Here is a 26,106-nt window from a genome sequence, read left to right as displayed (position 1 = left end):
TTAAAATAGTGTAAAAATGAAAAATACAAATATCCTTCTGAATTGCTTTTTATGTTTTCAAACATTGTGTGGGCAAATTTTAGTAAGAAATGAAAATTGGCCAAATCCGAATTGGACGGTTACTGGAACCTACACTCCTCAAGCTTTACTTTCTAATCCAACAATTAATTCCAATTTTTCTTACGATACGTCTTTGGTAACACCTTCAGGATCTTCGACTTTATTGTGGCTTACTTCTCCTTTTTTTAATTTGCAACCCGCTTTTGATGGAAATGAAAAATTTTTAAAATTGACTTTTAATATTGCTTATGAATCATATGCGAATGACGTTCTCTATATTCAAGTATGGAATCAAGATACAGGGAACTGGTTTTCTTTTCCTGAAGGATCTGCTCCTTTGGCTCTGGTCGGCAATTTTAAAACATGTACTTTCGATCCTATTTATTCTTCGGTAACTACGTATTTCGATTTTTCTTCTTTAAGCAGCAATCAAATGCAGAATTTCAGATATCGATTTGTTATAGACGGAAAAAGCAGCGAAATTGCTGGCGTATGCTTGAATGCTGTTAAAGTCAATTCTTTGTCATGTGAGGCACCGAATAATTTAAACTTATTAGAAGTTTTATTCGATCAGGCAACTATCACTTGGAATAACAATAGTTCCGAAATACAATTTTGGGATATACAATATGGATTTGATGGATTTGTTTTAGGTACCGGTTTTATGTTGCAAACTGAATCTATTCCGTTGACTCCATTTACAATTTTTGGGCTTTCACCAAATGAAACTTACAATGTATATGTTCGAAAAAATTGTGGAGGTTTTGATGGTGATATCTATAGTGAATGGATTGGCCCGTTATCATTTACAACAAAATCCTTGAGAATTGATGAATTTAAACATGAAGACGTCCATTTTTTTCCTAATCCGACTCGGGGTGAAATAATTGTCAATGCTTCAGAAACTATTAATGAAATCAGGTTGTTTAATGTTAACGGACAAGAATTAATAAAAAAGGATAATAAAAATTCCAATTTGAAAATTAATTTATCTTCTTTAGAAAAAGGAATGTATTTAGTAAGGGTTTCTACAGCTAAAGGAACGGGTGTTTATAAAGTAGTAAAAAACTAAAATTAAACTCGAATCACAAAATGCTCTTTTTCTTGCTCGATTCTAAAAAAAACAATTCCCCACTGAAAAGTATCAATAGTAACAGTGACTTTCGGGTGTGCTTTTATGGTTTTCCAAGCTTCTTCCATGGCTGTAGACCAATGAATATCATCAAAAATCCAAATGCTTTCGTTAGTAATTGTTGGTAATAAAAGTTCAAAATAATCTAATGTAGCTTTTTTGGAATGATTGCCATCGAAGTAAATTAATTGATAATTGACAGTTGATAATTGATGATTTTTAAGATAACTTGAAAACTCAGTATTTACAAATTCAATGTTATTTAGATTTTGCAATTGACATTGTTTTGTTGCAATTGCAATAGTATTTTGGCAGCCTTCTAATGTTACAATTGTTGCTTTTGTATTTCTCACGGCTAGGGCAGAAGTGGCTAATCCTAATGAAGTTCCAATTTCTAAAATAGCATTTGGCTCAAAATAATTTACAATTCGGAATAATAGTTTAGCTCGTTTGGATGAAATTCCTGCCGTTTTAGCAATTTTTGAAACTTCACGGATATTCGATTTAAACACTTTAGAACCAGCACCAAAATCGGTAACCTCAATCGTTTCTGTATTTTCAAAAAGCGATTTTCTATATTTTTTTAGAATTGAATATTCGGGTTTTGACCTCTTGTCATAAAAACATTTGGTAACCAAATCAAACACAAAAGGGGAGTGAACGGCGTGTTCATTTTTGGAGTTCCAAATGAATTTTAAATAGGATTTTATTTGGAATATCATAAAAAATCTGAGAAATGAATGCGAAGATACAAAGATTAAATCGAGAATTGAGTAGAGTATGGCTATATTTGCCACCTTGATTTTTAGAACTCTATGAAGGAAGAAATAAACAGTAAGGTTACCATAACTTCGGAAGAAATTGACAGATGTATTGCTATTTTGTCACAATTAAACACAGCCACAGCCCAAATATTTGACATTCCTAAAGATCAAAGAACCGCTTTGATTAAAGTTGCTGGCCAATTTTCGCGCCCTAATCGGGAGGAATTGGCTAAAAGGAAGAAAGATGGAAAAGCTGTAGCAAAACGCAAACAGGACAAAAAAGACCGAACTGCTCGTAAAGAAACAGGAATTCGTTCTGCTCGAGAAGCAAGTGTATTTGTGGCTCCAAAACTGTTGGCTTCACACGTTTTAGAATACAAAGAACAATTAGAATTTGAAACGCCTAGAAAGTGTTATGTATGTAAAACAGAATTTACGAAGATGCATCACTTTTATGATACGATGTGTGCTGATTGTGGTGATTTTAATTATGCCAAACGTTTTCAAACTGCTGATGTAAAAGGACAAATTGCAGTTATAACGGGTTCTCGATTAAAAATAGGCTATCATATTACGTTGATGCTTTTGCGAGGTGGGGCTACAGTAATTGCTACAACTCGTTTCCCAGTAGACTCAGCATTGCGTTTTGCTAAAGAATATGATTTTATAAATTGGGGACACCGCCTTAAAATTATAGGATTAGATTTAAGACACATTCCTAGTGTGGAAATTTTCTGTAATTTTATTGGACAAAAATATGGTCGATTGGATATTTTAATAAACAATGCGGCGCAAACCGTGAGACGTCCCGCTGGATTTTACAAACACTTGATAGAAAACGAAGAGCGTTCTATAATTTCTTTGCCAAAAGTTGTTCAAGATCTATTATTGGATTACACTCATTGTTTAGCTGAACTAAAAGTATTGACTTCAGGTTTTTTATCTAATGAAAATATGCCAGTAACTTGGCACGGACCAGAGCCTGGAATTGGTTTACGTGCTTCTGCTAAATTATCACAGATCCCATATTCTTTTGATAATGCCTTAGTAGCCAAAGAAGTTTTTCCAGAAGGGGAGTTGGATGCCGATTTGCAACAAGTAGATTTACGGAAAACAAACAGTTGGCGTTTGAAATTAGGTCAAATAGAAACAACTGAAATGATTGAAGTACAACTAGTCAATTCTGTAGCGCCATTTGTATTGTGTAACCGTCTTTCAGAAATGATGAAAAAAGACTATACTGGTAAAAAGCACATCATTAATGTTTCGGCAATGGAAGGGAAGTTTTACCGAGATTTTAAGGAAGATCGCCATCCGCATACCAATATGGCAAAAGCAGCCTTAAATATGCTTACCCATACTGCCGCTGGAACTTTGGCAAAAGACGGAATATTTATGAATGCAGTTGATACTGGTTGGGTCACCGATGAAGATCCTGTAGAATTAGCTAAAAAGAAACAAGAAGAACAAGACTTTCAGCCCCCTTTAGATATTGTGGATGGTGCTGCTCGTGTTATGGATCCATTGTTTGACGGAATTAATACAGGAAAACATTGGTGTGGTAAGTTTTTGAAAGATTACAGACCGATTGCTTGGTAGAAGATCTCTAACCACATAACAAGCTAAATTGGATTAATTAATTCTAATTTACTGAATTTAATTTTACTTCAAAATATTTACAGAACCACTAGGGATACCATTTTAATCATAATTTTTATTCCTTAAAGAATCAGTTACCAAATGAATTTTTGTTCACAGTTTTAAAACATAAAAATCCTTCTACATAAATCTCTTTATGGCTTAATTCAAACCAAAAGAAATCCCCTAGAGACTTTTTAATTAAGAACAGATTCATTCAAATTTTATTTAACTTTAGTAGATTCATGGAATATATGCTATCTAAATTTATGTCAATTTGTATAATTTGTAACTGTTTTATTTTATAACTGCTGAGTTTACACTCTCACTTTTTTTTAATTCAAATAGTTTGTATTTTCGCCAAATGAATAGTAAAATCGTATGGCCATTTTTTTTATCTTCCATCAAAACTATTTTTTATTTATTCTCATTCATCACTATTGGATTATTTTTAGACAGTAAGTATGTAGTGCCAATCTATAAAGATTCACAACATTTGGCTACATTAGTTATGTTAATTGGGTTTTCTATATTATTTTATAGATCAACTTCTAGGATTAGAGAACTAATGGTTTATGCAGTTCTAATAGGTTTTATTGGAGAGCATTTGTTTTCAATTGTTTTAGGAATGTATACCTATAGATTGGGTAATATTCCTTTATATGTTCCGCCAGGACATGCAATAGTATATGCTACTGCAATCTATTTTTGCAAAGAATCATTTGTAAAAATGTATAGAAGTCAAATCGAAAAAGTCTTTACAATTTTTGTATTAATTTACTCGACACTATTTTTAATTTTTGCAAATGATATTTTTGGGTTTGTAATGTCTTTATTGGTAATCTTTTTATTAAGAAACAAACCAAGAGAACGATTGTTCTTTTTAAGTATGTATATCATAGTGGCTTTTTTAGAAATTATAGGAACCCATTACCAGTGTTGGGCTTGGCCAAAAACTGCTTATGGTATTTTTCCTTTTTTAAAAAGTGCAAATCCACCAAGCGGAATTAGTTTGTTTTACTTTCTTTTAGATTTAGGTAGTTTGTGGTTATACAAACAAAGACATTTAGTTACTTGGAAACGAATGAAAGAAATACGTAAACTGAAAGAAAGTAAAGTTTTTAGTTAGCAAACGGGAGATTTGGATAGTATTAACTTACTTGTTATTATGAGTCCCAAAAACCATCTGATCTGGAAATAATATACTATCCTTCTATCTTAGCACTCAACTCAAACCAACGTTCTTCTTTATCTTCCATTTTTTGGATGATGTTTTTTAATTCGTTGGCTTTATTTGCAATATCGGAATCTAAAACTTTTCCATCAGAAAAAAGTTGCTCAATTTTAGCTTTTTCGATTTCTAAATCTTTGATTTCTCTTTCAATTTTTTGAAATTCTTTTTGCTCGTTAAAAGTTAAATTTCCCGTCGGATTATTTTGTTTCCAGTCTTTCTTCTCCGCTTTGTTTTCTTCTTTTTGAGCAACATCTGCACTGTCTTCATAAGCCCTAAAATCGGAATAATTTCCAGGAAAATCTTCAATTACGCCATCGCCTCTAAAAACAAATAGGTGATCAACAATTTTGTCCATAAAATAGCGATCATGCGAAACTACCAGTAAACAACCAGGATAGTCTAAAAGGAAGCTTTCTAAAACATTTAATGTCACAATATCTAAATCATTAGTAGGCTCATCAAGAATCAAGAAGTTTGGATTCTGAATCAAAACGGTACATAAATACAATCGTTTTAATTCTCCACCACTCAATTTTTCTACAAAATCATGCTGCTTTTTTCTATCAAAAAGAAAACGCTCCAACAATTGCCCAGCCGAAATTAATTTCCCTTTTGCAAGCGGAATAAATTCACCATATTCTTTGATAATATCTATAACTTTTTGACCAGGTTTTGGGTTGATGCCGCTTTGCGTATAATAACCCACTTTTATAGTGTCACCAGTTATCACTTTTCCTCCATCAACAGGAATTGTTCCAGTAATTAGATTTAGAAAAGTAGATTTTCCAGTTCCGTTTTTCCCAATAATTCCAATACGCTCACCACGCTGAAAATCGAAACTAAAATTATCTAAAATTACTCTGTCTTTAAATTTCTTAGAAATTTTATGCAATTCGATGATTTTCGAACCCATTCGTTCCATATTAATTTCGAGCTCTACAGCATTCTCTTTTCTTCGACTTTGTGCTTTTTCCTTAATTAGATAAAAATCATCTTGACGCGATTTTGATTTAGTTGTTCTCGCTTTGGGTTGGCGACGCATCCATTCTAGTTCTTTTACAAATAAATTTTGAGCTTTATCAACACTCGAATTTTCTGAAGCAATGCGTTCTTCTTTTTTCTCTAAGTAATAGGAGTAATTGCCTCTGTATTGGTATAATTTTCCGTTGTCAAGTTCTATGATTTCATTGCAAACCCGTTCTAAAAAGAAACGGTCGTGCGTTACCATAAATAAGGTAATGTTTTCTTTGGCGAAATAACTCTCAAGCCATTCTATCATCTCTAAATCTAAGTGATTGGTAGGCTCATCTAAAATTAATAAGTCCGGGCGATTTATTAAAATTATTGCAAGTGACAGCCTTTTTTTCTGACCACCAGAAAGATTTTTTACTTTCAACTTAAAGTCTTCCAACTTTAATTTGAACAAAATTTGTTTGAATTGCGTTTCAAAATCCCAAGCATTATGTTGATCCATTTTGTCAAATGCCTTTTGATAAGCATCTTCATCTTCAGGGTTTTCTAATGCTTTTTCATATTCTTCGATGACTTTTAAAACGATATTATCCGAAGCGAAAATACTTTCTTCAATGGTTAGTTCGTCTTGCAAATTGGCATCTTGCGACAAAAAAGCCATATTGATTCCCTTACGCAAAACCACATTACCAGTATCAGGTTCATCTTCACCATTGATGATTTTCATGATACAGGTTTTTCCTGAACCATTTTTGGCTATAAAAGCAATTTTTTGGTCTTTGTTTATGCCAAAAGAAATGTTTTCAAAAAGTGTTCGCTCTCCAAATGATTTCGATATATTTTCTACTGATAAGTAATTCACAAGTGTAATTTTTTGCAAAAGTAAGTCATTGTGAGGCAAGAAGCAATGTTTTAAATTAATCTTTAAATGAGAGTAGATTTTTGTATATTTGGATTTTAAAAGCTACTGTTATGAATAAAAGTTCAAAGAAATATCAAGAAAAGATAGACTTTAATAAAGTAGATGAGCCTTCTATTGAATACAATTTAGAGGATAAAATATCTGATGATTCTCAATTAAATCCGATTTTAGTTCAATTAATTGAAAAATCTAAAAAAAATCACCAAGAGGGTAATGTTTTTTCTCATGAAGAGGCTATGAAAAAAATTAAATTGAAGTACCATTTGTAAAATGAGTTATAGTTTTAATTGGGATTCAGTTGCATTTAATACTTATATTGAAGAAACCGAATTTATTCTCTTGAAATGGAATAGGATTGAAGTTAAGAAATTCATATTATTAGTTGAAGAAAATTTAGAACGATTGTCTAAAAATCCTGAAATAGGAATTTATAAAAACGAATTAAAAATATACTCCGTCATTATTTCAAAACAAACTACCTTGTACTACAATTTCGATACTAATCCTAGAATAATTGAGTTGTATGTTTTTTGGAACAACTTAAAAAATCCTGACGACTTAATTAAGTTGCTTTAAATTATCTCAAATGCAACTATCTATAATCATCCTCAATTACAATGTTCGCTTTTTCTTAGAACTGTGTGTTTTAAGCGTTCAAAATGCTATCCAAGACATTGATGCTGAAATAATTGTGGTCGATAATAATTCTACTGATGACAGTTGTGAAATGATGAAACAACGTTTTCCAGGTATTAAACTTATTGAAAACAAAGAAAATTCAGGCTTTCCGAAAGGGAATAATATAGGAGTAAAGGAAGCAAAAGGCGAGTATGTTTGCATTTTAAATCCTGATACCGTTGTTGCCGAAGATACTTTTGAAAAGATTTTAGCCTTTGTAGCTACAAAAAATAATTTAGGCATTGTAGGCTGTAAACTAATTGATGGTGCAGGGAATTTTCTTCCAGAAAGCAAACGCGGAATTCCAACTCCATTTGTAGCTTTAACAAAAATATTCGGTTTGTATAAACTATTTCCAAAATCGAAAGTACTCGGAAAATATTATGCGCAACATTTAAAAGAAAGTGAAACTGGAAAAGTCGACATTCTAGTTGGAGCATTTATGATGATGAAAAGGGATTTGTATAACGAAGTGGGAGGTTTTGATGAAAATTGTTTCATGTATTCAGACGATATCGATTTGTCGTATATGATTTTGAAAAAAGGGAAAAGTAATTATTATTTCCATGAAACTTCGGTAATTCATTATAAAGGAGAGAGTACAATAAGAGATGAAGAATACATGAAACGGTTTCAGCAAGCGATGCATTTTTTCTATAAAAAGCATTTTAAAGTGTCTTTTCTTTTTGATTTTTTCATGAAAATAGGGGCATTATTTTTCACGTTATTTAAAAAGAGTCAAGCTGTAACTATTTCAAGACAGCCAGATGAATATATCTTGTTTTCAGACGATGAAAAATTAAAAAAAACAGTTGAAAACTTGTTAGGAAATAAAGTGAACCTAGTTGATTCTAAAACAAAAAATACTATAAATTCGCTTACAGTCAGTTCAGAAAAAAATACCGAATTTATTTTTGATAATAATTTTTGGTCATTTAAGTCGATTATAGCAAGTATGGAAGAGTTTAAAAACTCTAAATTTACTTTCAAGATTTTGCCCAAAAACTCGGATTATATTATTGGAAGTAACAACAGTAACGATAGAGGTAAAATAAATAAGTTTGTAAAGTAAGAATTGTGCAATGCTTAGTGAAAGAAAAAAGTTAATTTCGCAAACTAAAATAAAAACTCACCATTTAGGTTAGCAATATGGCAAGATTTGAATTAAAACTTCCTAAAATGGGAGAAAGTGTTGCAGAAGCAACCATTACAAACTGGTTGAAAGAAGTTGGCGACACAATCCAAATGGACGAAGCAGTTCTTGAAATTGCTACTGATAAGGTTGATAGCGAAGTTCCATCCGAAGTTTCAGGGGTTTTAGTTGAAAAACTTTTTCAAAAAGATGATCTAGTTCAAGTCGGACAAACTATTGCTATTATTGAAACTGAGGGAAGTGTAAATACCGAAACAGTAAAAGAAAAGGTCACTCAGGTTAGTGCGCCAATTGCTGTTGACGAAGTTCTCAAAACTATCGAATCTGCTAAAGATTTTGTTGCAGCCCCAACCCCCAAATCTCAAGATTATTCCCATTCAGAAAAATTCTTTTCTCCGCTAGTAAGAAATATTGCTAGAGAAGAAGGTGTTACAATAAATGAATTAGAGCATATTTCGGGTTCTGGAAGTGATGGTAGAGTTACAAAAAACGATATTTTAGATTACATTATCAATAGAACAAATGCAACAAAAACAGTTGCTCAAACAACAGTCGCTCCTGTAGAAGTTGTTCATGAAGCACAAAAAATTGAAGCTGAGCCAAAAGTTCAAACTGAAATATCTCCAAAAGCAGCACCTGTTCAAGAACCAGTGAAACAAACTGCTCAAAAAGCAGCACCAGTTTCTGTGAATGGTCAAGACGAGATTATTGAAATGGACAGGATGCGCAAACTGATTTCAGGTTATATGATTCAGTCTATTCAAACTTCAGCTCATGTGCAATCCTTTATAGAAGTTGATGTTTCAAATATTTGGGATTGGAGAGAAAAAAATAAAAATGCATTCGAGAAAAGAGAAGGCGAGAAGCTTACTTTTACACCAATATTCATGGAAATTGTAGCAAAAGCATTGAAAGATTTTCCAATGATGAATATTTCTGTTGACGGCGATTATATCATAAAAAAGAAAAACATCAATTTGGGAATGGCTGCTGCTTTATCTAACGGAAATTTAATTGTTCCGGTTATCAAAAATGCAGATCAATTGAATTTGCTCGGAATGGCAAAAGCTGTGAATGATTTGGCTTTCCGCGCAAAAAACAATCAGTTAAAACCAGATGATATCCAAGGCGGAACTTATACCGTAACGAATGTAGGGACTTTCGGCAGTGTATTTGGAACCCCAATTATCAATCAACCCCAAGTAGGAATTTTAGCTTTAGGTGCGATTAGAAAAGTGCCATCAGTTATCGAAACTCCCGAAGGTGATTTTATTGGAATTCGTAAAAAAATGTTCCTTTCTCACAGTTACGATCATAGGGTGGTAGACGGTTCTCTGGGTGGAAGTTTCATTAAGCGTATAGCAGAATATATGGAAGCTTTTGATGAAAATAGAACAATATAAACTGTAATTATCTCATTATTAAACCCGACAAATTTTTAAAATTTGTCGGGTTTTTAATTTTAAGAAAAACTTTATAAATTCGATAAACGGTAGCTTCAAAACTTTATATTTGTAATCCTAAAAATTTATAATGGAACTCAAATTAAAGAAACCCATCTGCTTTTTTGACCTAGAAACTACTGGAATTGAAGTAGCAAAAGATCGAATTGTAGAAATCTCAATATTCAAAGTATTTCCAAACGGAAACAAAGAAAGCAAGACATGGCTAGTCAATCCAGAAATGGTTATTCCTCCGGTAGTGATAGCGGTTCATGGTATTACTAATGAAAGAGTAGCTAATGAACCCACGTTTAAGGAATTGGCTTCGCAAGTCTACAATATGATAAAGGATAGTGATTTGGCTGGATTTAATTCCGATCGATTTGATATTCCGTTATTAGCCGAAGAATTGCTTCGTGCGGGAGTCGATTTTGATATGAAAAGCCGTGTTTCAGTTGATGTGCAAACTGTTTTTCATAAAATGGAAGAGCGTACTTTAAGTGCTGCATTGAAATTTTATTGTGGAAAAAGCCTTGACAATGCTCATTCTGCCGAGGCCGATACAATGGCAACTTACGAAATTCTGAAAGCGCAATTGGAACGTTATCCTGAATTAGAAAATGATATGAAATCCTTATCGGAATTTACTACTCGTAAACGATCAGCTGATTTTGCTGGTTTTATAGGATATGATAAAGATGGAGATGAGGTTTTTTCTTTCGGAAAACATAAAGGTGCAAAAGTAGATAAAGTATTAGAAGACGAACCAGGTTATTTCGGCTGGATTCAGAATGCCGATTTCCCCTTATATACCAAGAAAGTTTTAACGGCTATTAAATTAAGAAAGATGAACACGAAATAGGTATTGGGTTTTAGTTCTAAGGTCTTGGTTCGTTTCTTGACCACATATCACAAACCACAAAACATAAACTCCAAAACTAATCATGAAAATCATCTGCATTGGTAGAAATTATACCAAACATATTGAAGAGTTACAAAACGATCGTCCAGAAGAACCAATTGTTTTTCTGAAACCAGATTCAGCTGTTCTGTTAAAACAACATCCTTTTGTAATTCCTGAATTTTCAAACGACATTCATCATGAAATTGAACTCATTGTCCGTATTAATAAAGTAGGTAAATATATCGAATCAAAGTTTGCACACAAGTATTATGATGAGATAAGTGTTGGATTAGATTTTACCGCTCGAGATTTGCAAGAAAAACTTAAAAATGAAGGTTTGCCATGGGAAAAATCCAAGGCTTTTGACGGTTCAGCGGTAATAGGCGACTTTATATCGAAAAAAATTTTTAGTTCGCTAGAAAGTATTAATTTTGAACTAACAAATAACGGAAAAACTGTTCAAAGAGGGAATTCTAGTCTAATGTTGTTTAAAATAGACGAAATAATTGCACATGTTTCTCAATTTTTCACACTTAAAATTGGAGACATTATTTTTACAGGAACGCCAGACGGAGTTGCAGCAGTAAAACCAAATGACGTTTTAGAAGGGTTTTTAGAAAATAACAAACTATTTAGAATACAAGTAAAATAATGGCATTAAACTACAACCTAGCAAAAGTATATGCACTTTCAGACAACGATTCTGAATTTGTAAATCAAATCCTCACACTTTTTGTGACTGAGGTTCCGTTAGATCTTATCCAAATTAAGTTAGGGATTAAGACTAAAGATCATAAATTAGCATACAGCTATGCACACAAAATAAAGCCATCGCTAGATTTATTAGGCATGAATGTAGCCTTTGAAGAAATTCTTCAAATTGAAGCTTGGACTAGAGCTGAGGGAAAACGCAAAGAAATAAAAGACACTTTTGATAGTGTTGAATCTCAAATTGAAAAAGCAGTAAAAGAGATTTCGAAAGATTTCAGTTTGTAATAGTATCAAAAATCCAGATTTTTTACTTTCACAAATAGTGAATTTAAAGAGTTTGGATTTTATTTTTTTTTAGGTATTTCAAAAATAGTTACTTTAATTTTTGTACAGTAATTCCTAAATCTCAAATTATAAATCCAAAATGAAAGCAACCATAGTTACCATTGGCGACGAAATTCTTATAGGTCAAATTATTGATACTAATTCAGGTTTTATAGCCAAGTCATTAGATAGAATTGGTGTCGAAATCAAGGAAATGATTTCTATTTCAGATAACAAACAACACATTTTAAATACCTTTGCAACGCTTCAAAACAATGTCGATTTAGTCATTATTACTGGTGGTTTAGGACCAACAAAAGACGATATTACCAAGCATACTTTTTGTGAATACTTCGATGATACCTTGGTTGTCAATGAGTCTGTTCTTGCTCACGTAACTCAAATGATAGAAGGTTTTTACAAACGTCCCATAACGCAACTCAATAAAGATCAGGCATTAGTTCCTTCTAAATGTATCATTTTGCACAATCAAATGGGAACCGCTCCAGGCATGTGGATGAAGAAAGAAAACACTGTTTTTATTTCCCTTCCCGGTGTTCCATATGAAATGAAATATTTAATCGAAAATGAAGTGATTCCTAAGGTAGTTCATGAATATGAACGCCCGTATATCATTCATAAAACCATTCTTACCTACGGAGAAGGCGAAAGCAAAGTAGCCGAACGTATAGAAGACTGGGAAAACAATTTGCCTTCATTTATCAAATTAGCCTATTTGCCAAGTCCAGGAAAAGTACGTTTGCGTCTTTCTGCACGTGGAAAGGATAAGGTAATTTTAGAAAAAGCTATCGAAGATAATGTAACTTCATTAACAAAAATAATTGGTGATATTATTGTTGGTTTTGACGACGGAGAAACCATAGAAGTCATCATAGGACGATTACTTTCAAAACAAAACAAGACAATCTCAACCGCCGAGAGTTGTACTGGAGGACAAATTGCTAAAGTTCTAACTTCAGTTTCTGGAGCTTCTAAATATTTTAAAGGCAGCATAGTTTCCTATGCTACCGAAGTAAAAATAAAGGTTTTAGGCATCGATGAAGCTACAGTAAATACCTATTCAGTAGTAAGTGCCGAAGTGGCAAAAGAAATGGCGGTCAATATTCAAAAAATAATGAAAACGGATTACGCAATTGCAACAACTGGTAACGCAGGGCCAACTAAAGGGGATTCAAAAGCCGAGATTGGCACTGTTTTTATTGCATTAGCAACACCAAATGAAGTCATAGTTCATGAGTTTAATTTTGGTCAACCACGTGATAAAGTGATTGATAGAGCTGTAAATAAATGCCTTGAAATACTACAAAAAGAAATTTTAAAAAATCTACTTTAATTATTTTGTATTATAGGTTTATTTTTTGTTTCTTTGCACCCTGATTTTGAATAACGATAAAAGATAAGTACAATGTCAAGAGTTTGTGACCTTACAGGTAAAAGAGCGATGGTGGGAAATAATGTTTCTCACGCCATGAATAAAACCAAAAGAAAGTTTTCTGTAAACTTACTAAAAAAGCGTTTTTACCTTCCTGAAGAAGACAGATGGATTACTCTAAGAGTAGCTGCATCTACAATAAAAACAATCAATAAAAATGGAATCGCTGCAGTTTTGAAAAAAGCACAGTCTCAAGGATTTATCAAATAATCTATTCCTAAATAAATATATAGCAAGATGGCAAAGAAAGGTAATAGAATACAAGTAATTTTAGAATGTACAGAGCACAAAACAACTGGTGTTGCTGGTACTTCAAGATACATTACAACAAAGAACAAAAAAAATACTCCAGATAGATTAGAGATTAAAAAATTTAATCCAATTTTGAAACGTGTAACTGTTCACAAAGAAATTAAATAATAATTAGAGATTTTATAAATTCTCAAATGCTCACATTTCGAGATTTTATTAAAATACAAATAAAACATTTGAATCATGGCAAAGAAAACCGTAGCATCGTTACAAACCGCTTCAAAGAGATTATCAAAAGCTATCAAAATGGTGAAATCTCCTAAAACTGGTGCATATACATTCGTAGAATCAATTATGACTCCTGAAGCTGTAGATGAATTCTTGAAAAAGAAATAATTCATAATACAATTTATAGAAAAGCTACTTTCATTCGGAAGTAGCTTTTTTATTTTTTATCTTTACCACTTTAAAAAGTAGAAGCAACAGGTTTGGGCTTTATTTACTCATGCAATTCCTGCTGTACGTTACAATCTTCATTATTTAGGATTTTGCTTTGCAATCCTAAATAATGAAGGATTTTCTCTTCCATCAGGGCTAGTAGACCATTGTTTTTACTTTTTATAAATGAGTTTAACATGATTCAAGAAGTTAGTAGTATACACCTCTACCTTCTAACCTCTAACCTCTAACTTAAAATGAGCTTTTTTAAAAAAATATTTGGATCAGAAAAAAAAGAACCCGTTCTTAATGAACAGGATAAGCAAACCTTAGACAAAGGCCTAGAAAAATCAAAAGTTTCATTTTTCTCTAAACTTACTAAGGCAATCGCCGGAAAATCGAAAGTCGATGATGATGTCTTAGATAATTTAGAGGAAATTCTTGTTTCATCAGATGTTGGTGTAAATACTACGCTTAAAATTATCACTCGAATTGAGAAACGCGTTTCCGAGGATAAATATTTAGGAACAGACGAGCTCAATCAAATACTAAGAGAAGAAATATCAGGATTATTATCAGAAACCAATCTTGGCGAAGCTACTGAATTCGTAATTCCAATAAACGTAAAACCCTATGTTCTTATGTTTGTTGGTGTAAATGGAGTAGGAAAAACAACCACTATTGGTAAGTTAGCGCATCAATTTAAAAAGCAAGGCTATTCAGTCGTTTTAGGTGCTGCTGATACGTTTCGAGCTGCCGCTATCGATCAGCTTCAAGTTTGGGCAGATAGAGTTGGCGTTCCACTGGTAAAACAACAAATGGGAAGCGATCCAGCTTCTGTTGCTTTTGATACATTACAATCTGCCGTAGCGCAAAATGCTGATATTGTGATTATTGATACTGCGGGACGTTTACACAACAAACTCAATTTAATGAATGAATTGACCAAAGTAAAACGAGTAATGCAAAAAGTGGTCACAGATGCTCCACATGATGTGCTATTGGTATTAGACGGGTCAACTGGACAAAATGCTTTTGAGCAAGCCAAACAGTTTACAGCAGCAACAGAGGTAACATCACTTGCTGTAACAAAATTAGATGGGACTGCAAAAGGCGGAGTTGTAATAGGAATTTCGGACCAATTTCAAATTCCAGTAAAATATATCGGAGTAGGAGAAGGGCTTGATGATTTACAAGTTTTTAACAAATATGAATTTGTTGATTCTTTTTTTAAATAGTATTCTCAAATGAGAACGGAATTAAGTGGAAGGATAATAAAATGCTCTCAGCGCTTTTAGTTTTTAAAGGAACTTATTTTTTCTGGAGTAAAATTTAGGCATCTTATATTTTAAAACTATTCAAATTGATATTTTATAAAACTTAAAAATGAAAAAAATTGTCTTTATTGTATTAGTTTCAACACTTTTTACTTCATGTAATAAAAAAGTTACTACCGAAAACATTTCAAAAATTAATGGCTATTGGGAAATTGAAAAAGTAGTTTTTCCTGACGGAACAGAAAAGGAATATGCTATAAACCAAATGTTTGATTATTTTTCAGTACAACACAATAAAGGTTTTCGTAAAAAAGTAACTCCACAACTAGACGGATCTTTTTTGGTAAATGATGATGTCGAAAAAATAACAATTAAACAAGAAAATGAAAAGTACATCATTAATTACACTACTTTTTATTCAAAATGGAAAGAAGAAATACATTCCATTTCCGACGAAAAATTGGTTTTGATTAACGACGCTAAAAACGAATACCATTATAAAAAAGCGACTTCAATAAATTTAACAACGCAAGATGGCAAAACGACTAAATAACGAAAGTTCTATTGGAGACGTCTTGAAGGAGATTATTCAAGTTAATAAATTGCAACCTGGGATCGATCAAATTTCAGTAAAAGAAGCTTGGGTTGCTCTAATGGGTAACGGAGTCAATAGCTATACTAAAAACGTAGTCCTAAAAGGGAGCACACTTTATGTAGAATTAACCTCTGCAGTTTTGCGAGAAGAATTAAGTTACGGAAAAGACAAAATCATTAAAATGATAAATGATGAGTTGCGACGCGATATTATTACTGCGGTTGTTTTGAGATAGCAATTGAGACTTCTTAGAATTTTCAGATTTTTAGATAAATTAGACTTTTAGATGATAAAAAAAATCCCACTTCAAATTTATGAAATGGGATTGTTACATTTTATTAACCAACAAAGTCTAAAAATCTAATAAGTCTAATGCGTCTAAGAAAAGTCTAAACTTAAAACTGCTCTCTCCCAGCAAAATGAAAAGCACTTTCTATACCTGCATTTTCATCGCTATCCGATCCGTGAACAGCATTTTCTCCCATAGAAGTGGCATATTTTTTACGGATAGTTCCTTCGGCTGCATCAGCAGGATTGGTAGCACCAATTAAGGTTCTGAAATCAGCAATAGCGTTTTCTTTTTCTAAGATTGCTGCAACAATTGGGCCTCTTGACATAAATTCTACTAATTCTCCATAAAAAGGTCTAGCAGCATGCACTTCATAAAAAGCCTTTGCATCAGCCACAGTAAGTTGTGTTAGTTTTAAAGCAATGATTTTAAAACCAGCTTCTGTAATCATATTTAATATTCCTCCGATGTGTCCGTTTTCGACCGCATCAGGTTTAATCATTGTAAATGTTCTATTTGTAGCCATTTGTATGTTTTTTTAATTTGGGTGCAAAAGTAGTGTTTATTCATTGATTAATAAAAAATATTCTGTCTCTTTGAGTATTTTTCGAATAGTAATGCGACAACTTTACTATTCGAAAATGTATTGAGAAGTATTGAACACTAGGGTTATCGATACATTTTATTAAAAAAGCTATCGCATTTTTAATAAAATAGTCGAACTGACTCAGATTTTTGATTGCGATGCCGTAGTTAAATCTGCGAATCTGCGGTTAATTTTTTATTTTCAACTTAGCAAAGTTCTGTATTCAAAACCAAATCTATGAACTTCATGTACCAAATTTTCCATAAAAAAATCCCCTACTGTTTCCAGTAAGGGATTTATAAGTTAAGAAAAAACTAGTTTTTAGTTTTTCATCAATTTTAAGGTTTGAGTCGCTTTAGCTGTAGCCACTTTAGCAAAATAGATTCCTCTTGTTAAAGAAGAAGCATCAACATTTGCTGTATTGCTTCTAGGAGAAACTGTCATTACGTTTTTACCTAAAACATCTAAAATCTGAATAGACTCTATGCTGTCATTTACTGTAGTAAAGTTCCAGTTGTTAGTGGTTGGGTTAGGAGATACTTTGAAGTTTGCAGTACTAAAACCTTTTGTAGATAAACTAGTAAATGAATATTCACCTGTATTTGCGTTAAATGTTACGCTATAACTACCTGCTTGTTCTGCAGATACATTTATGTTTTTACCGCCTGGTAAACCCGTAGGAAAAAAACCAAAAGAATTATCGTCTGGTGCATCACATCCTTTTGCAGTACCCCAATCTCCAGCAACACGGAATTTGAAACCACCAGCTTCCATAGAAATTGGTGCAGAAGAAGTATACGTTACACCATCGGTAGTATCTAACAATAAATCAGTACCCCAATCATAACCAAAAGTTTTAAGTGCACTTCCAGTTATTGCCCATGCTTCATTAGGTGCTACTTCAAAACTATAATCTCCTGTTTCAACATTTAATTTTACAATCCATTTTCCTGCAGTAACTGGTATAGCTGGACCACCTTCAAAAGCATTACCTGGTAATGGGAATCCTGGGAAAACACTATCAGACAATAAAACACCATCAACATCAAACTGTGCATCGCCAGCAAGAAGGTTCAGTTTAGCTTCAAAGGTAGTTGCGCTTGTAGCAGGAATATTAACAGAGCCTCCATCAACAGCAGTTCCTACCAATTTAACTACTGGAATTACTACTCCACTTTCAAAAGAATAAGCTAAAGTTGCAGTATTTAATTTTACAGTATATGTTCCTGGCACAACACCCTCAATATTATCTCCGGGAGAAACACCAATTGCTGATGGAAATTGAATTGCTGGTTTAGTAGGTGCTCCTACAATAAACTTGTTTGCAGCATCCCAAGTATTATTAGCTCTAAATTTTATTCCATTTCCTTTAACAACTAAATCGATAATAATCCAATTGTCAGCATCAACTTTTGTCATTTGATGGGTATCATTATTTGGATCTGGACTATCACCATTTCCAGGCCATCCGCCTACACCATCACCAACAATAGCCATGGTTTCGATTTGAGCGCTAGCAGCAGTAAATGCAAAAACGCACATAATTAAATAAAGTACTCTTTTTTTCATAATATTTTGTGTTTAAATTAATATTCCATAAAAGTAATCAAAATTATAGTATAAATAGTTTATTGGATGTGTAAAAAAAGAAACGAAAACGTTTGCGTGTTGATAAGATTATTTTTTGAGTTTATTTAATATTTACTAGTAACTTTAGTAAATCATAAAATAATTATATTAAACGCTTTGTCTAAAGGTTTCAATTCTGAAAAAAGGTTATTCATTAAATTTTCTCCATTCTCCAAATAAAATTCTGAAAAATTAACTGTTCTTTCTTGTAAACTTTGATTAGGAAATAATTCGTTTTGCAAATCTGTAATACGTCCTAGTGCTTCGGCATGTTTTCGTTTTTGGGCTTTCAATAAACGCTTTTCAAGATTTTCTAACCCTTTAATTTGTTTGGCTTTTTGCGCTTTTACTGCGCCAATAAACGATTGGTCTGTCTGCCTGGCTATGGCTTGAAGATATGAAAATTGATTTTTTAACTGTTCCTTTTGAATTGTAAAATCAATAGGGAATGCTGAAATTTGTTTTGTTTTTTCGTTTACTAAATCACTTTGTTTCGAAAATAGATCTTTCCAAGATAAGGATAGTTTGTCTGCTTTTTTTTCTTGTTTTTCGGTTACTAATAACGCAGAATTCCGTAACAACAGTATCGGAAAAGTAATTTTTGAAGTGTCAAATAACGATTTTAATTCCAGCCAATAGGCAATTTCTCCACCTCCGCCAATATAACATAAATTAGGTAAAATCACTTCTTGATATAAAGGACGCAGAATTACATTTGGACTAAAATTTTCAGGATACTTTTCTAATTCATATAAAATTTCGGTTTCAGAAAATTGAATTTTAGTATTATTGACTTTAAAAATATCATCTTCAAGTAGGATTCGTTCCCGAAAATTTTCTTTAATGTAAAACAAATTAATGGGTCTTGGATTTACTTGAATCGTGTAGTCTTTTAATTTTGTAATAGTTTCGCTAACTAATGTACTTGAATTTTGATTTAGTAATTCCTTTTTTACATAAGGAATAAATAGTTTTTTTAAATCATGATGGTCGCCGTCAATAATAACCAAGCCAGATTCTCCAAAAAGAGCATTGGCTAAAAAGCGGGTTGCGTCAGCTAATGTATGGTGTTTCAGATACGATTCTTGAAATAATTTTTTTATGCTATTGGCGTTATTACTGTTTCCAATTTCTTTAGCGAAAATTTCAAAAACTTCTTCTAATCCTTTAGTCGATAACCGCCCAACAGGTCCAGTACTTTCTTTATTCCATCTGAATTTTTTTCCTTTAAAGGTAAAATAATTAATTTCTTCAAAATCGTGATCCTCAGTAGCCATCCAATAAACAGGCACAAAATTAGAATTCGGATACGTTGCTTTGAGCTTTTTTGTTAAATTTATGGTAGAAATAATTTTATACAAAAAATATAATGGACCAGTAAATAAATTCAATTGATGTCCTGTAGTAACCGTAAAAGTATTCGAATTTAATAGGAGTTCTATATTTTTTTTTGACAATTCAGAAGGTACTACATTCTGGTATTGTTGTTTTAAAACAGCAACCAAAATTGTTCTATTCGAGTCATTATACTGATTTTGTTTTTCTTCTATTTGCTCTTCAAAATTCTCAAGAGTTGGAAAACGATTATATAAAGACTGCAAACTTGGCTTTTGATTTAAATAATCAATAATTAAATCCGAAAAATATCCAGAATTTTGATACGTAATACAGTCGTTAGGCATGTTTATAATGTGCTTTATTTTTTTGTAAAAGTAACAAAAAGTAAATTTATGATTTTTTGGTTAACAAATAGGTAATAAAGTATTCGATTTAATTTTTTTTTAGATAAATTTGATACCAATCAAAAGTAAAACCTATGAGTGAAAACTTTAAAGTAAGTGTTAATCAAACATTTCAATTCGATTTTGATAAAGAAAGTATATCTCAATTAGATGCGGTATCTGTAGAAGAAAATAAATTCCACATTTTAAATCAAAATAAATCATACAAGGCTGAAATTGTCCTTGCTGATTTCAATCACAAGTGCTATACGGTAAAAGTGAACAATAATAGCTATTCAGTTGTAATTTCTAACCAATTAGATCAACTTATTTCTGTTATGGGTTTTGATGTTGGTGCCACAAAAAAGGTAAACGCTATTAAAGCACCAATGCCAGGATTAATATTAGAAATATTTGTAATTATTGGTCAAGCTGTAAAAGAAAACGATAGCCTATTAATTTTAGGTGCTATGAAAATGGAAAACAGTTTTCTGTCTCCACGTGACGGTATAATAAAATCTATTGCAGTGCAAACTAGTGATGCAGTTATAAAAGGGCAATTATTAATTGAATTTGAATAATATGAAGAAGATATTAGTTGCCAATAGAGGCGAAATTGCAATTCGAGTAATGAAAACCGCCCAGAAAATGGGCATAAAAACAGTTGCAGTGTATTCTACTGCTGACAGAAATGCACCTCACGTAAAGTTTGCTGATGAAGCTGTATGGATAGGAGAGTCACCTTCGAGTGAATCTTATTTATTAGGAAGCAAAATTATCGAAGTTGCTAAAGCCTTAAACGTAGATGCAATACACCCAGGTTATGGATTTTTAAGCGAAAACTCCGAATTTGCAGAAGAAGCTGAAAGAAATAATATTATTTTTATTGGGCCAAAATCAAAAGCCATAGAAATCATGGGTAGCAAACTTGCAGCTAAGGAAGCGGTAAGTCATTACAATATTCCTATGGTTCCTGGAGTAGACCATGCTATCAAAGATATTGAAGAAGCTAAAAGAACTGCAACAGCTATTGGTTTTCCCATTTTGATAAAAGCTTCTGCAGGAGGTGGAGGAAAAGGAATGCGAGTTGTTGAGAAGGAACAGGATTTTGTTTCTCAAATGAACAGAGCAATTAGCGAAGCTGTTGCCGCTTTTGGTGACGGTTCGGTTTTTATAGAAAAATATGTGGCTTCTTCTAGGCATATCGAGATTCAGATTATTGCCGATAGTCATGGAAATGTTCTGTATTTATTTGAGAGAGAATGTAGTATTCAGCGTCGTCATCAAAAAGTAGTTGAAGAAGCTCCTTCTTCAGTATTGACTCCCGAAATTCGTAAAAAAATGGGTGAAGCCGCCGTGATGGTAGCTAAATCTTGCGATTATTTAGGAGCCGGAACGGTTGAATTTTTGTATGACGAAAATGATAATTTTTATTTTCTTGAAATGAATACGCGTCTGCAAGTAGAACATCCTGTTACAGAATGGATTACAGGAGTAGATTTAGTCGAACTTCAAATTAGAGTTGCTAGAGGCGAAGCATTGCCGTTTAAACAGGAAGACTTACATATTAAGGGTCATGCCATGGAATTGCGAGTGTATGCCGAAGATTCTATGAATGACTTTTTACCAAGCGTTGGTCATTTAAATGTATATCAAATACCTTATGGAGAATGGATTAGAGTAGATAATGGCTTTGAAGAAGGTATGGATATTCCTATTTATTACGACCCAATGTTAGCTAAATTAATAACTTACGGAAAAACACGTGAAGAGTCTATTCAAGTTATGCTTAAAGCTATAGATGATTATAAGGTTGAAGGAGTACAAACCACTTTGCCTTTCGGGAAATTTGTTTTTGAGCATGAGGCCTTTAGGTCAGGAAAATTTGACACCAATTTCGTGAAAAAATATTATTCTGCAGAAATACTAAAAACCCAAATGGCTAAAGAAGCGGAAATTGCCGCCTTAGTAGCTTTGAAACAATATTTTGAAGATCAAAAAATAGTACGGATACCAATTCAATAAATTTATGGAATCTAAAATAAAAGTATTAAACGATAAAATTGCTCTTGCTCATTTGGGTGGTGGACAAAAACGTATTGAAAAGCAGCACGAAAAGAAAAAATTAACAGCCAGAGAACGGGTTGAATATTTGATGGATGAAGGTTCTTTTGAAGAAATTGGAATGTTGGTCACGCACCGTACCACCGATTTTGGCATGGAAAAAGAAATTTATTATGGTGACGGAGTAATTACAGGTTACGGTACTATTAATGGAAGGTTTGTTTATGTTTTTGCTCAAGACTTTACCGTTTTTGGTGGTGCTTTATCAGAAACCCATGCCGAAAAAATTTGTAAAGTAATGGATATGGCTCTTAAAGTTGGCGCCCCAATGATTGGATTAAATGATTCTGGCGGTGCTCGTATTCAAGAAGGCGTTCGTTCTTTAGGAGGCTATGCTGATATTTTTTTTAGAAATGTTCAAGCAAGTGGCGTAATTCCGCAAATATCTGCTATCATGGGGCCTTGTGCTGGGGGTGCAGTATATTCTCCTGCAATGACGGACTTTACCATGATGGTTGAAAACAACAGCTATATGTTTGTTACAGGGCCAAATGTGGTAAAAACAGTGACCAATGAAGAAGTGACTTCAGAAGCTTTGGGTGGTGCAATAACTCATTCTACAAAATCAGGAGTAGCACATACTACTTCTCCAAATGGAGTTTCATGTTTAGAAGATATAAAACGATTGTTGAGTTATATTCCTCAAAATAATAAAGAAGTTACCCCAAAGTTACCATACAAATTAGGAGACGAGATTAGAGACCAATTGTCGAATATTGTTCCTGAAAATGCGAATAAACCTTATGATATGCACGAAGTAATTCGAGGAATTATTGATGAAGAATCTTTTTTTGAAATTCATAAAGACTTTGCTGAAAATATCATTGTTGGTTTTGCACGAATAGCTGGGAGAAGTATTGGGATTATTGCTAATAATCCGATGTTCCTAGCAGGATGTTTGGATGTAAAAAGTTCTATTAAGGCGGCTCGATTTACTCGTTTTTGCGATTGTTTTAATATTCCGTTATTAGTATTGGTTGATGTTCCTGGATTTTTACCCGGAACCGATCAAGAATGGAATGGAATCATTGTTCATGGAGCAAAATTATTATACGCTTTAAGTGAAGCCACTGTGCCAAGAGTTACCGTAATTACCCGTAAAGCCTATGGTGGAGCTTATGATGTAATGAACTCCAAACACATTGGTGCCGACATGAATTTTGCTTGGCCAACAGCTGAAATTGCAGTTATGGGAGCCAAAGGAGCATCTGAAATTATCTTTAAAAAAGAAATTAGCGAAGCCGAAGATCATGAAGCCAAACTGTTAGAAAAAGAAGCAGAGTATGCTGATCTATTTGCTAATCCTTATACTGCTGCTCAACGTGGATTTATAGATGAAGTTATTTTACCTAATGATACTCGTAAAAAATTGATAAAAGCTTTCAGTATGTTAGAGAATAAAGTGGTGGCAATGCCTAATCGCAAGCACGGTAATATTCCTTTGTAAAACGAAATTCACATTAAATATAAAACCATCTGAATTCAGATGGTTTTTTTATAGTATAAAATCAATTAGTAATCTTACTTTTGCCTAAAATAGATTTTCATTGACCACAAAACTCTTCCTAATAACGCCACCATTTACCCAGCTGAATACGCCATATCCAGCGACGGCTTATATCAAAGGATTTCTGAATACTAAAAATATTGACTCGGTTCAAGCCGATTTGGGTATTGAAGTAATTTTAGAGTTATTTTCGAAACAAGGATTAGAAAATTTATTTCAATTAAGGCCCAGCATCTCAAACCTAACGCCCAATACCCAAAGAATATTAGCATTACAACACGAATACATAAAAACTATTGATTCTGTAATTGCATTTTTGCAAGGAAAAAATCCAACCTTAGCGCTACAAATTTGTCAAGATGATTATTTGCCCGAGGCCTCTCGCTTCTCGCAATTAGAAGAATTAGACTGGGCTTTCGGAACAATGGGAACCCAAGATAAAGCCAAACATTTAGCCACGTTATATCTCGAAGATATCTCCGATTTTATTGTAGAATGTGTCGATGAAAACTTTAGTTTTAGCCGATATGCCGAACGATTGGGAAGAAGTGCCAATTCGTTTGATGAATTATACGAAGCTTTACAAAAAGAACTAACCTATATTGATGAAATTCTGATTTCGATTTTGGCACCAAAAATGGAAATCATTCAGCCTACTTTATTCTTGATTTCGGTACCCTTTCCTGGAAATCTATATGCTACTTTTCGATGCGCGCAATGGGTAAAGAAGCATTATCCAAATATCAAAATTGCTATGGGTGGTGGTTTTCCAAATACGGAATTACGTTCGCTTTCAGATAAACGAGTATTTGAGTTTTTCGATTTTATCACTTTAGATGACGGAGAATTGCCAATTCAATTGCTAATTGACAATGAAAAAGGAATAATTGATAAGGAATATAAACGGACTTTTCTTTTGGAAAACGGAGAAGTAGTTTATAAAAATAATTCATTAAAAAAGGATTACAAACAATCTCAAGTCGGTACTCCTGATTATTCGGATTTATTTCTGGATAAATACATTTCAGTAATTGAAATTGTAAATCCAATGCACCGCATGTGGAGCGATGGACGTTGGAATAAACTCACTATGGCTCATGGTTGCTATTGGGGTAAATGTACGTTTTGTGATATTTCTTTAGATTACATCAAAATATATGAGCCTGTTGCTGCTAAAATAATTGTAGACCGAATTCAAGAGCTATCCGAGAAAACGGGTCAAAACGGTTTTCATTTTGTAGATGAAGCAGCCCCGCCAGCCCTAATGCGAGAAGTTGCTTTAGAAATTTTACGCCGAAAAATTTCGGTTACTTGGTGGACCAACATTCGATTTGAGAAGAGTTTTACCCAAGATTTATGTTTGTTATTAAAAGCTTCGGGTTGCATTGCTGTTTCTGGAGGATTGGAAGTGGCTTCAGATAGATTATTGAAACTAATTGATAAGGGCGTAACCGTTGAACAAGTAGCAAAAGTAACTCGAAATTTCACTGAAGCTGGAATTATGGTTCATGCATATTTGATGTATGGATATCCCACACAAACCATCCAGGAAACTGTTGATAGCTTAGAAATGGTGCGTCAATTGTTTGAAGTTGGAGTTTTACAATCGGGATTTTGGCATCAATTTGCGATGACAGCGCATAGTCCTGTTGGTATGTATCCAGAACAATTTGGTGTTGTAAAAGTGACAGAAAGCATAGGAACCTTTGCTAATAACGATATCAATTATAGTGATAAGACAGGAATAGATCACGATCAATTTAGTTTTGGATTAAAGAAATCATTGTTCAACTTTATGCACGGTATTTGTTTTGATTATCCGTTGCAAGATTGGTTTGAGTTTAAGATTCCAAAAACGAAAATTCCAGAAGACTTTATTTTAACTGCTTTACAAGATGAGTTAGATAGCTTTGTTTCTCGAAATGACAAACCAAATGCTAAAATAGTTTGGCTAGGAGGTGAGCCAAGTGTTGACCAATTTACTAAATCTAAAAAGGGAAGCTCTTGGGAAATGTTGAAGTTGACTTTTCATGACAAAAAAGAAAGTTTCACTATCCAAGTAAATAAATTAGAAGGCGAATGGCTAGTTGATATGCTACAAAAAATTGCAGTTAAAAATTCTAAAGTTTATTCTTTTAATGAATTAAAATTAGATTTCGAAACTAGTTTAGAAGATTTTGAATTGTTTTGGCAATCTAAACCAATTAACTCTTTAAGAAATTTTGGACTTTTAATTTTATAAAACAAATAATAAAAAATATATTTTACAAATAAAATCTTAATTCATTGAAAAATATTTAT

26 protein-coding genes are annotated in these 26,106 nt (G+C 32.8%); 21 read left to right on the top strand and 5 right to left on the bottom strand.

Going from position 1 to position 26,106, the window contains the following annotated elements:
• The first annotated feature begins 16 nt into the window (after nt 1–16).
• Nucleotides 17–1,132, top strand: a complete 1,116-nt coding sequence (locus F6464_RS11350; protein ID WP_151107948.1) for a T9SS type A sorting domain-containing protein — start codon at nt 17–19, stop codon at nt 1,130–1,132.
• A 2-nt stretch (nt 1,133–1,134) separates the two neighbouring features.
• On the opposite strand, the gene F6464_RS11345 is transcribed toward F6464_RS11350, so the two are convergent.
• The gene (locus tag F6464_RS11345; RefSeq protein ID WP_151107947.1) at nt 1,135–1,914 is read right to left on the bottom strand and encodes an O-methyltransferase; all 780 of its coding nucleotides are present in this window, start codon (nt 1,912–1,914) and stop codon (nt 1,135–1,137) included.
• A 93-nt stretch (nt 1,915–2,007) separates the two neighbouring features.
• On the opposite strand from F6464_RS11345, the gene F6464_RS11340 reads away from it, so the two are divergent.
• Together F6464_RS11340 and F6464_RS11335 are read left to right on the top strand one after the other, a co-directional pair.
• Nucleotides 2,008–3,555, top strand: a complete 1,548-nt coding sequence (locus F6464_RS11340; protein WP_151107945.1) for an SDR family NAD(P)-dependent oxidoreductase — start codon at nt 2,008–2,010, stop codon at nt 3,553–3,555.
• 403 nt (nt 3,556–3,958) lie between these two features.
• On the top strand, nt 3,959–4,723 hold the full coding sequence (locus F6464_RS11335) for a hypothetical protein (protein WP_151107943.1): 765 nt from the start codon (nt 3,959–3,961) through the stop codon (nt 4,721–4,723).
• A 76-nt stretch (nt 4,724–4,799) separates the two neighbouring features.
• On the opposite strand, the gene F6464_RS11330 is transcribed toward F6464_RS11335, so the two are convergent.
• Nucleotides 4,800–6,662, bottom strand: a complete 1,863-nt coding sequence (locus F6464_RS11330; RefSeq protein WP_151107941.1) for an ABC-F family ATP-binding cassette domain-containing protein — start codon at nt 6,660–6,662, stop codon at nt 4,800–4,802.
• Between the two features lie 110 nt (nt 6,663–6,772).
• On the opposite strand from F6464_RS11330, the gene F6464_RS11325 reads away from it, so the two are divergent.
• The 14 genes from F6464_RS11325 to F6464_RS11260 all read left to right on the top strand — a co-directional run bounded on the left by F6464_RS11325 (nt 6,773) and on the right by F6464_RS11260 (nt 16,184).
• Nucleotides 6,773–6,991, top strand: coding sequence for a hypothetical protein (locus F6464_RS11325; RefSeq protein ID WP_151107940.1), 219 nt, complete (start codon nt 6,773–6,775; stop codon nt 6,989–6,991).
• A gap of 1 nt (nt 6,992) precedes the next feature.
• Nucleotides 6,993–7,298 carry a hypothetical protein gene (locus tag F6464_RS11320; RefSeq protein WP_151107938.1) on the top strand — a complete coding sequence of 102 codons (306 nt, stop codon included), beginning with the start codon at nt 6,993–6,995 and terminating at the stop codon, nt 7,296–7,298.
• A 10-nt stretch (nt 7,299–7,308) separates the two neighbouring features.
• Nucleotides 7,309–8,472 (top strand): glycosyltransferase family 2 protein, encoded by a 1,164-nt coding sequence (locus F6464_RS11315; RefSeq protein ID WP_151107936.1) that lies wholly within the window; start codon nt 7,309–7,311, stop codon nt 8,470–8,472.
• A 77-nt stretch (nt 8,473–8,549) separates the two neighbouring features.
• A complete protein-coding gene (locus tag F6464_RS11310; RefSeq protein ID WP_151107934.1) occupies nt 8,550–9,956 on the top strand; it encodes a dihydrolipoamide acetyltransferase family protein in 1,407 nt (468 codons plus the stop codon).
• A gap of 130 nt (nt 9,957–10,086) precedes the next feature.
• Nucleotides 10,087–10,857: a 3'-5' exonuclease gene (locus tag F6464_RS11305; RefSeq protein WP_151107933.1), complete on the top strand. Its 771-nt coding sequence runs from the start codon at nt 10,087–10,089 to the stop codon at nt 10,855–10,857.
• An 82-nt stretch (nt 10,858–10,939) separates the two neighbouring features.
• Complete coding sequence (locus F6464_RS11300; RefSeq protein WP_151107931.1) at nt 10,940–11,551, top strand: fumarylacetoacetate hydrolase family protein; 612 nt, start codon at nt 10,940–10,942, stop codon at nt 11,549–11,551.
• Nucleotides 11,551–11,895, top strand: a complete 345-nt coding sequence (locus F6464_RS11295; RefSeq protein ID WP_151107930.1) for an Hpt domain-containing protein — start codon at nt 11,551–11,553, stop codon at nt 11,893–11,895. The genes F6464_RS11300 and F6464_RS11295 overlap by 1 nt, the downstream gene beginning before the upstream one ends.
• Before the next feature lie 139 nt (nt 11,896–12,034).
• Nucleotides 12,035–13,288: a CinA family nicotinamide mononucleotide deamidase-related protein gene (locus F6464_RS11290; RefSeq protein ID WP_151107929.1), complete on the top strand. Its 1,254-nt coding sequence runs from the start codon at nt 12,035–12,037 to the stop codon at nt 13,286–13,288.
• 72 nt (nt 13,289–13,360) lie between these two features.
• Entirely contained in the window at nt 13,361–13,597 is a 237-nt protein-coding gene (gene rpmB / locus F6464_RS11285; protein ID WP_151107927.1) for a 50S ribosomal protein L28, read from the top strand.
• Between the two features lie 27 nt (nt 13,598–13,624).
• Nucleotides 13,625–13,807, top strand: coding sequence for a 50S ribosomal protein L33 (gene rpmG, locus F6464_RS11280; RefSeq protein WP_007805817.1), 183 nt, complete (start codon nt 13,625–13,627; stop codon nt 13,805–13,807).
• A gap of 75 nt (nt 13,808–13,882) precedes the next feature.
• Nucleotides 13,883–14,035: a DUF4295 domain-containing protein gene (locus F6464_RS11275; protein ID WP_151107925.1), complete on the top strand. Its 153-nt coding sequence runs from the start codon at nt 13,883–13,885 to the stop codon at nt 14,033–14,035.
• Nucleotides 14,036–14,334: 299 nt separating this feature from the next.
• Nucleotides 14,335–15,315, top strand: coding sequence for a signal recognition particle-docking protein FtsY (ftsY, locus tag F6464_RS11270; RefSeq protein ID WP_151107923.1), 981 nt, complete (start codon nt 14,335–14,337; stop codon nt 15,313–15,315).
• Nucleotides 15,316–15,463: 148 nt separating this feature from the next.
• Nucleotides 15,464–15,907 carry a hypothetical protein gene (locus F6464_RS11265; RefSeq protein ID WP_151107922.1) on the top strand — a complete coding sequence of 148 codons (444 nt, stop codon included), beginning with the start codon at nt 15,464–15,466 and terminating at the stop codon, nt 15,905–15,907.
• Nucleotides 15,888–16,184 carry a DUF721 domain-containing protein gene (locus tag F6464_RS11260; RefSeq protein ID WP_151107921.1) on the top strand — a complete coding sequence of 99 codons (297 nt, stop codon included), beginning with the start codon at nt 15,888–15,890 and terminating at the stop codon, nt 16,182–16,184. The genes F6464_RS11265 and F6464_RS11260 overlap by 20 nt, the downstream gene beginning before the upstream one ends.
• Nucleotides 16,185–16,344: 160 nt before the next feature.
• Here the strand turns inward: F6464_RS11260 and F6464_RS11255 are convergent, their stop codons facing one another.
• The 3 genes from F6464_RS11255 to bshC form a co-directional block, all read right to left on the bottom strand.
• The gene (locus tag F6464_RS11255; RefSeq protein ID WP_151107919.1) at nt 16,345–16,764 is read right to left on the bottom strand and encodes a nucleoside-diphosphate kinase; all 420 of its coding nucleotides are present in this window, start codon (nt 16,762–16,764) and stop codon (nt 16,345–16,347) included.
• Between the two features lie 381 nt (nt 16,765–17,145).
• Nucleotides 17,146–18,393 carry a T9SS type A sorting domain-containing protein gene (locus tag F6464_RS11250; RefSeq protein ID WP_151107917.1) on the bottom strand — a complete coding sequence of 416 codons (1,248 nt, stop codon included), beginning with the start codon at nt 18,391–18,393 and terminating at the stop codon, nt 17,146–17,148.
• 152 nt (nt 18,394–18,545) lie between these two features.
• Nucleotides 18,546–20,135: a bacillithiol biosynthesis cysteine-adding enzyme BshC gene (gene bshC / locus F6464_RS11245; RefSeq protein WP_151107915.1), complete on the bottom strand. Its 1,590-nt coding sequence runs from the start codon at nt 20,133–20,135 to the stop codon at nt 18,546–18,548.
• Nucleotides 20,136–20,269: 134 nt separating this feature from the next.
• Here bshC and F6464_RS11240 point away from each other — a divergent pair, with 134 nt between their 5' ends.
• From F6464_RS11240 to F6464_RS11225, 4 genes are all read left to right on the top strand, one after another.
• A complete protein-coding gene (locus F6464_RS11240; protein WP_151107913.1) occupies nt 20,270–20,755 on the top strand; it encodes an acetyl-CoA carboxylase biotin carboxyl carrier protein subunit in 486 nt (161 codons plus the stop codon).
• Between the two features lies 1 nt (nt 20,756).
• A complete protein-coding gene (locus F6464_RS11235; RefSeq protein ID WP_151107912.1) occupies nt 20,757–22,199 on the top strand; it encodes an acetyl-CoA carboxylase biotin carboxylase subunit in 1,443 nt (480 codons plus the stop codon).
• Between the two features lie 4 nt (nt 22,200–22,203).
• Nucleotides 22,204–23,745, top strand: coding sequence for an acyl-CoA carboxylase subunit beta (locus tag F6464_RS11230; RefSeq protein ID WP_151107910.1), 1,542 nt, complete (start codon nt 22,204–22,206; stop codon nt 23,743–23,745).
• Nucleotides 23,746–23,845: 100 nt separating this feature from the next.
• Nucleotides 23,846–26,047: a B12-binding domain-containing radical SAM protein gene (locus F6464_RS11225; protein WP_151107909.1), complete on the top strand. Its 2,202-nt coding sequence runs from the start codon at nt 23,846–23,848 to the stop codon at nt 26,045–26,047.
• Nucleotides 26,048–26,106: the final 59 nt, after the last annotated feature.

Origin of the sequence: Flavobacterium luteum (assembly GCF_008806775.1) — a bacterium.
GTDB classification, from domain to species: domain Bacteria; phylum Bacteroidota; class Bacteroidia; order Flavobacteriales; family Flavobacteriaceae; genus Flavobacterium; species Flavobacterium luteum.
The sequence above is the reverse complement of the archived record's forward strand: the minus strand, read 5'-3'. Positions and strand labels throughout refer to the sequence as shown.

Coding starts and splice junctions, on each gene's coding strand:
- F6464_RS11350 (WP_151107948.1), top strand. CDS start 17: ATGAAAAATACAAATATCCTTCTGAATTGCTTTTTATGTTTTCAAACA.
- F6464_RS11345 (WP_151107947.1), bottom strand. CDS start 1,914: ATGATATTCCAAATAAAATCCTATTTAAAATTCATTTGGAACTCCAAA.
- F6464_RS11340 (WP_151107945.1), top strand. CDS start 2,008: ATGAAGGAAGAAATAAACAGTAAGGTTACCATAACTTCGGAAGAAATT.
- F6464_RS11335 (WP_151107943.1), top strand. CDS start 3,959: ATGAATAGTAAAATCGTATGGCCATTTTTTTTATCTTCCATCAAAACT.
- F6464_RS11325 (WP_151107940.1), top strand. CDS start 6,773: ATGAATAAAAGTTCAAAGAAATATCAAGAAAAGATAGACTTTAATAAA.
- F6464_RS11320 (WP_151107938.1), top strand. CDS start 6,993: ATGAGTTATAGTTTTAATTGGGATTCAGTTGCATTTAATACTTATATT.
- F6464_RS11315 (WP_151107936.1), top strand. CDS start 7,309: ATGCAACTATCTATAATCATCCTCAATTACAATGTTCGCTTTTTCTTA.
- F6464_RS11310 (WP_151107934.1), top strand. CDS start 8,550: ATGGCAAGATTTGAATTAAAACTTCCTAAAATGGGAGAAAGTGTTGCA.
- F6464_RS11305 (WP_151107933.1), top strand. CDS start 10,087: ATGGAACTCAAATTAAAGAAACCCATCTGCTTTTTTGACCTAGAAACT.
- F6464_RS11300 (WP_151107931.1), top strand. CDS start 10,940: ATGAAAATCATCTGCATTGGTAGAAATTATACCAAACATATTGAAGAG.
- F6464_RS11295 (WP_151107930.1), top strand. CDS start 11,551: ATGGCATTAAACTACAACCTAGCAAAAGTATATGCACTTTCAGACAAC.
- F6464_RS11290 (WP_151107929.1), top strand. CDS start 12,035: ATGAAAGCAACCATAGTTACCATTGGCGACGAAATTCTTATAGGTCAA.
- rpmB (WP_151107927.1), top strand. CDS start 13,361: ATGTCAAGAGTTTGTGACCTTACAGGTAAAAGAGCGATGGTGGGAAAT.
- rpmG (WP_007805817.1), top strand. CDS start 13,625: ATGGCAAAGAAAGGTAATAGAATACAAGTAATTTTAGAATGTACAGAG.
- F6464_RS11275 (WP_151107925.1), top strand. CDS start 13,883: ATGGCAAAGAAAACCGTAGCATCGTTACAAACCGCTTCAAAGAGATTA.
- ftsY (WP_151107923.1), top strand. CDS start 14,335: ATGAGCTTTTTTAAAAAAATATTTGGATCAGAAAAAAAAGAACCCGTT.
- F6464_RS11265 (WP_151107922.1), top strand. CDS start 15,464: ATGAAAAAAATTGTCTTTATTGTATTAGTTTCAACACTTTTTACTTCA.
- F6464_RS11260 (WP_151107921.1), top strand. CDS start 15,888: ATGGCAAAACGACTAAATAACGAAAGTTCTATTGGAGACGTCTTGAAG.
- F6464_RS11255 (WP_151107919.1), bottom strand. CDS start 16,764: ATGGCTACAAATAGAACATTTACAATGATTAAACCTGATGCGGTCGAA.
- F6464_RS11250 (WP_151107917.1), bottom strand. CDS start 18,393: ATGAAAAAAAGAGTACTTTATTTAATTATGTGCGTTTTTGCATTTACT.
- bshC (WP_151107915.1), bottom strand. CDS start 20,135: ATGCCTAACGACTGTATTACGTATCAAAATTCTGGATATTTTTCGGAT.
- F6464_RS11240 (WP_151107913.1), top strand. CDS start 20,270: ATGAGTGAAAACTTTAAAGTAAGTGTTAATCAAACATTTCAATTCGAT.
- F6464_RS11235 (WP_151107912.1), top strand. CDS start 20,757: ATGAAGAAGATATTAGTTGCCAATAGAGGCGAAATTGCAATTCGAGTA.
- F6464_RS11230 (WP_151107910.1), top strand. CDS start 22,204: ATGGAATCTAAAATAAAAGTATTAAACGATAAAATTGCTCTTGCTCAT.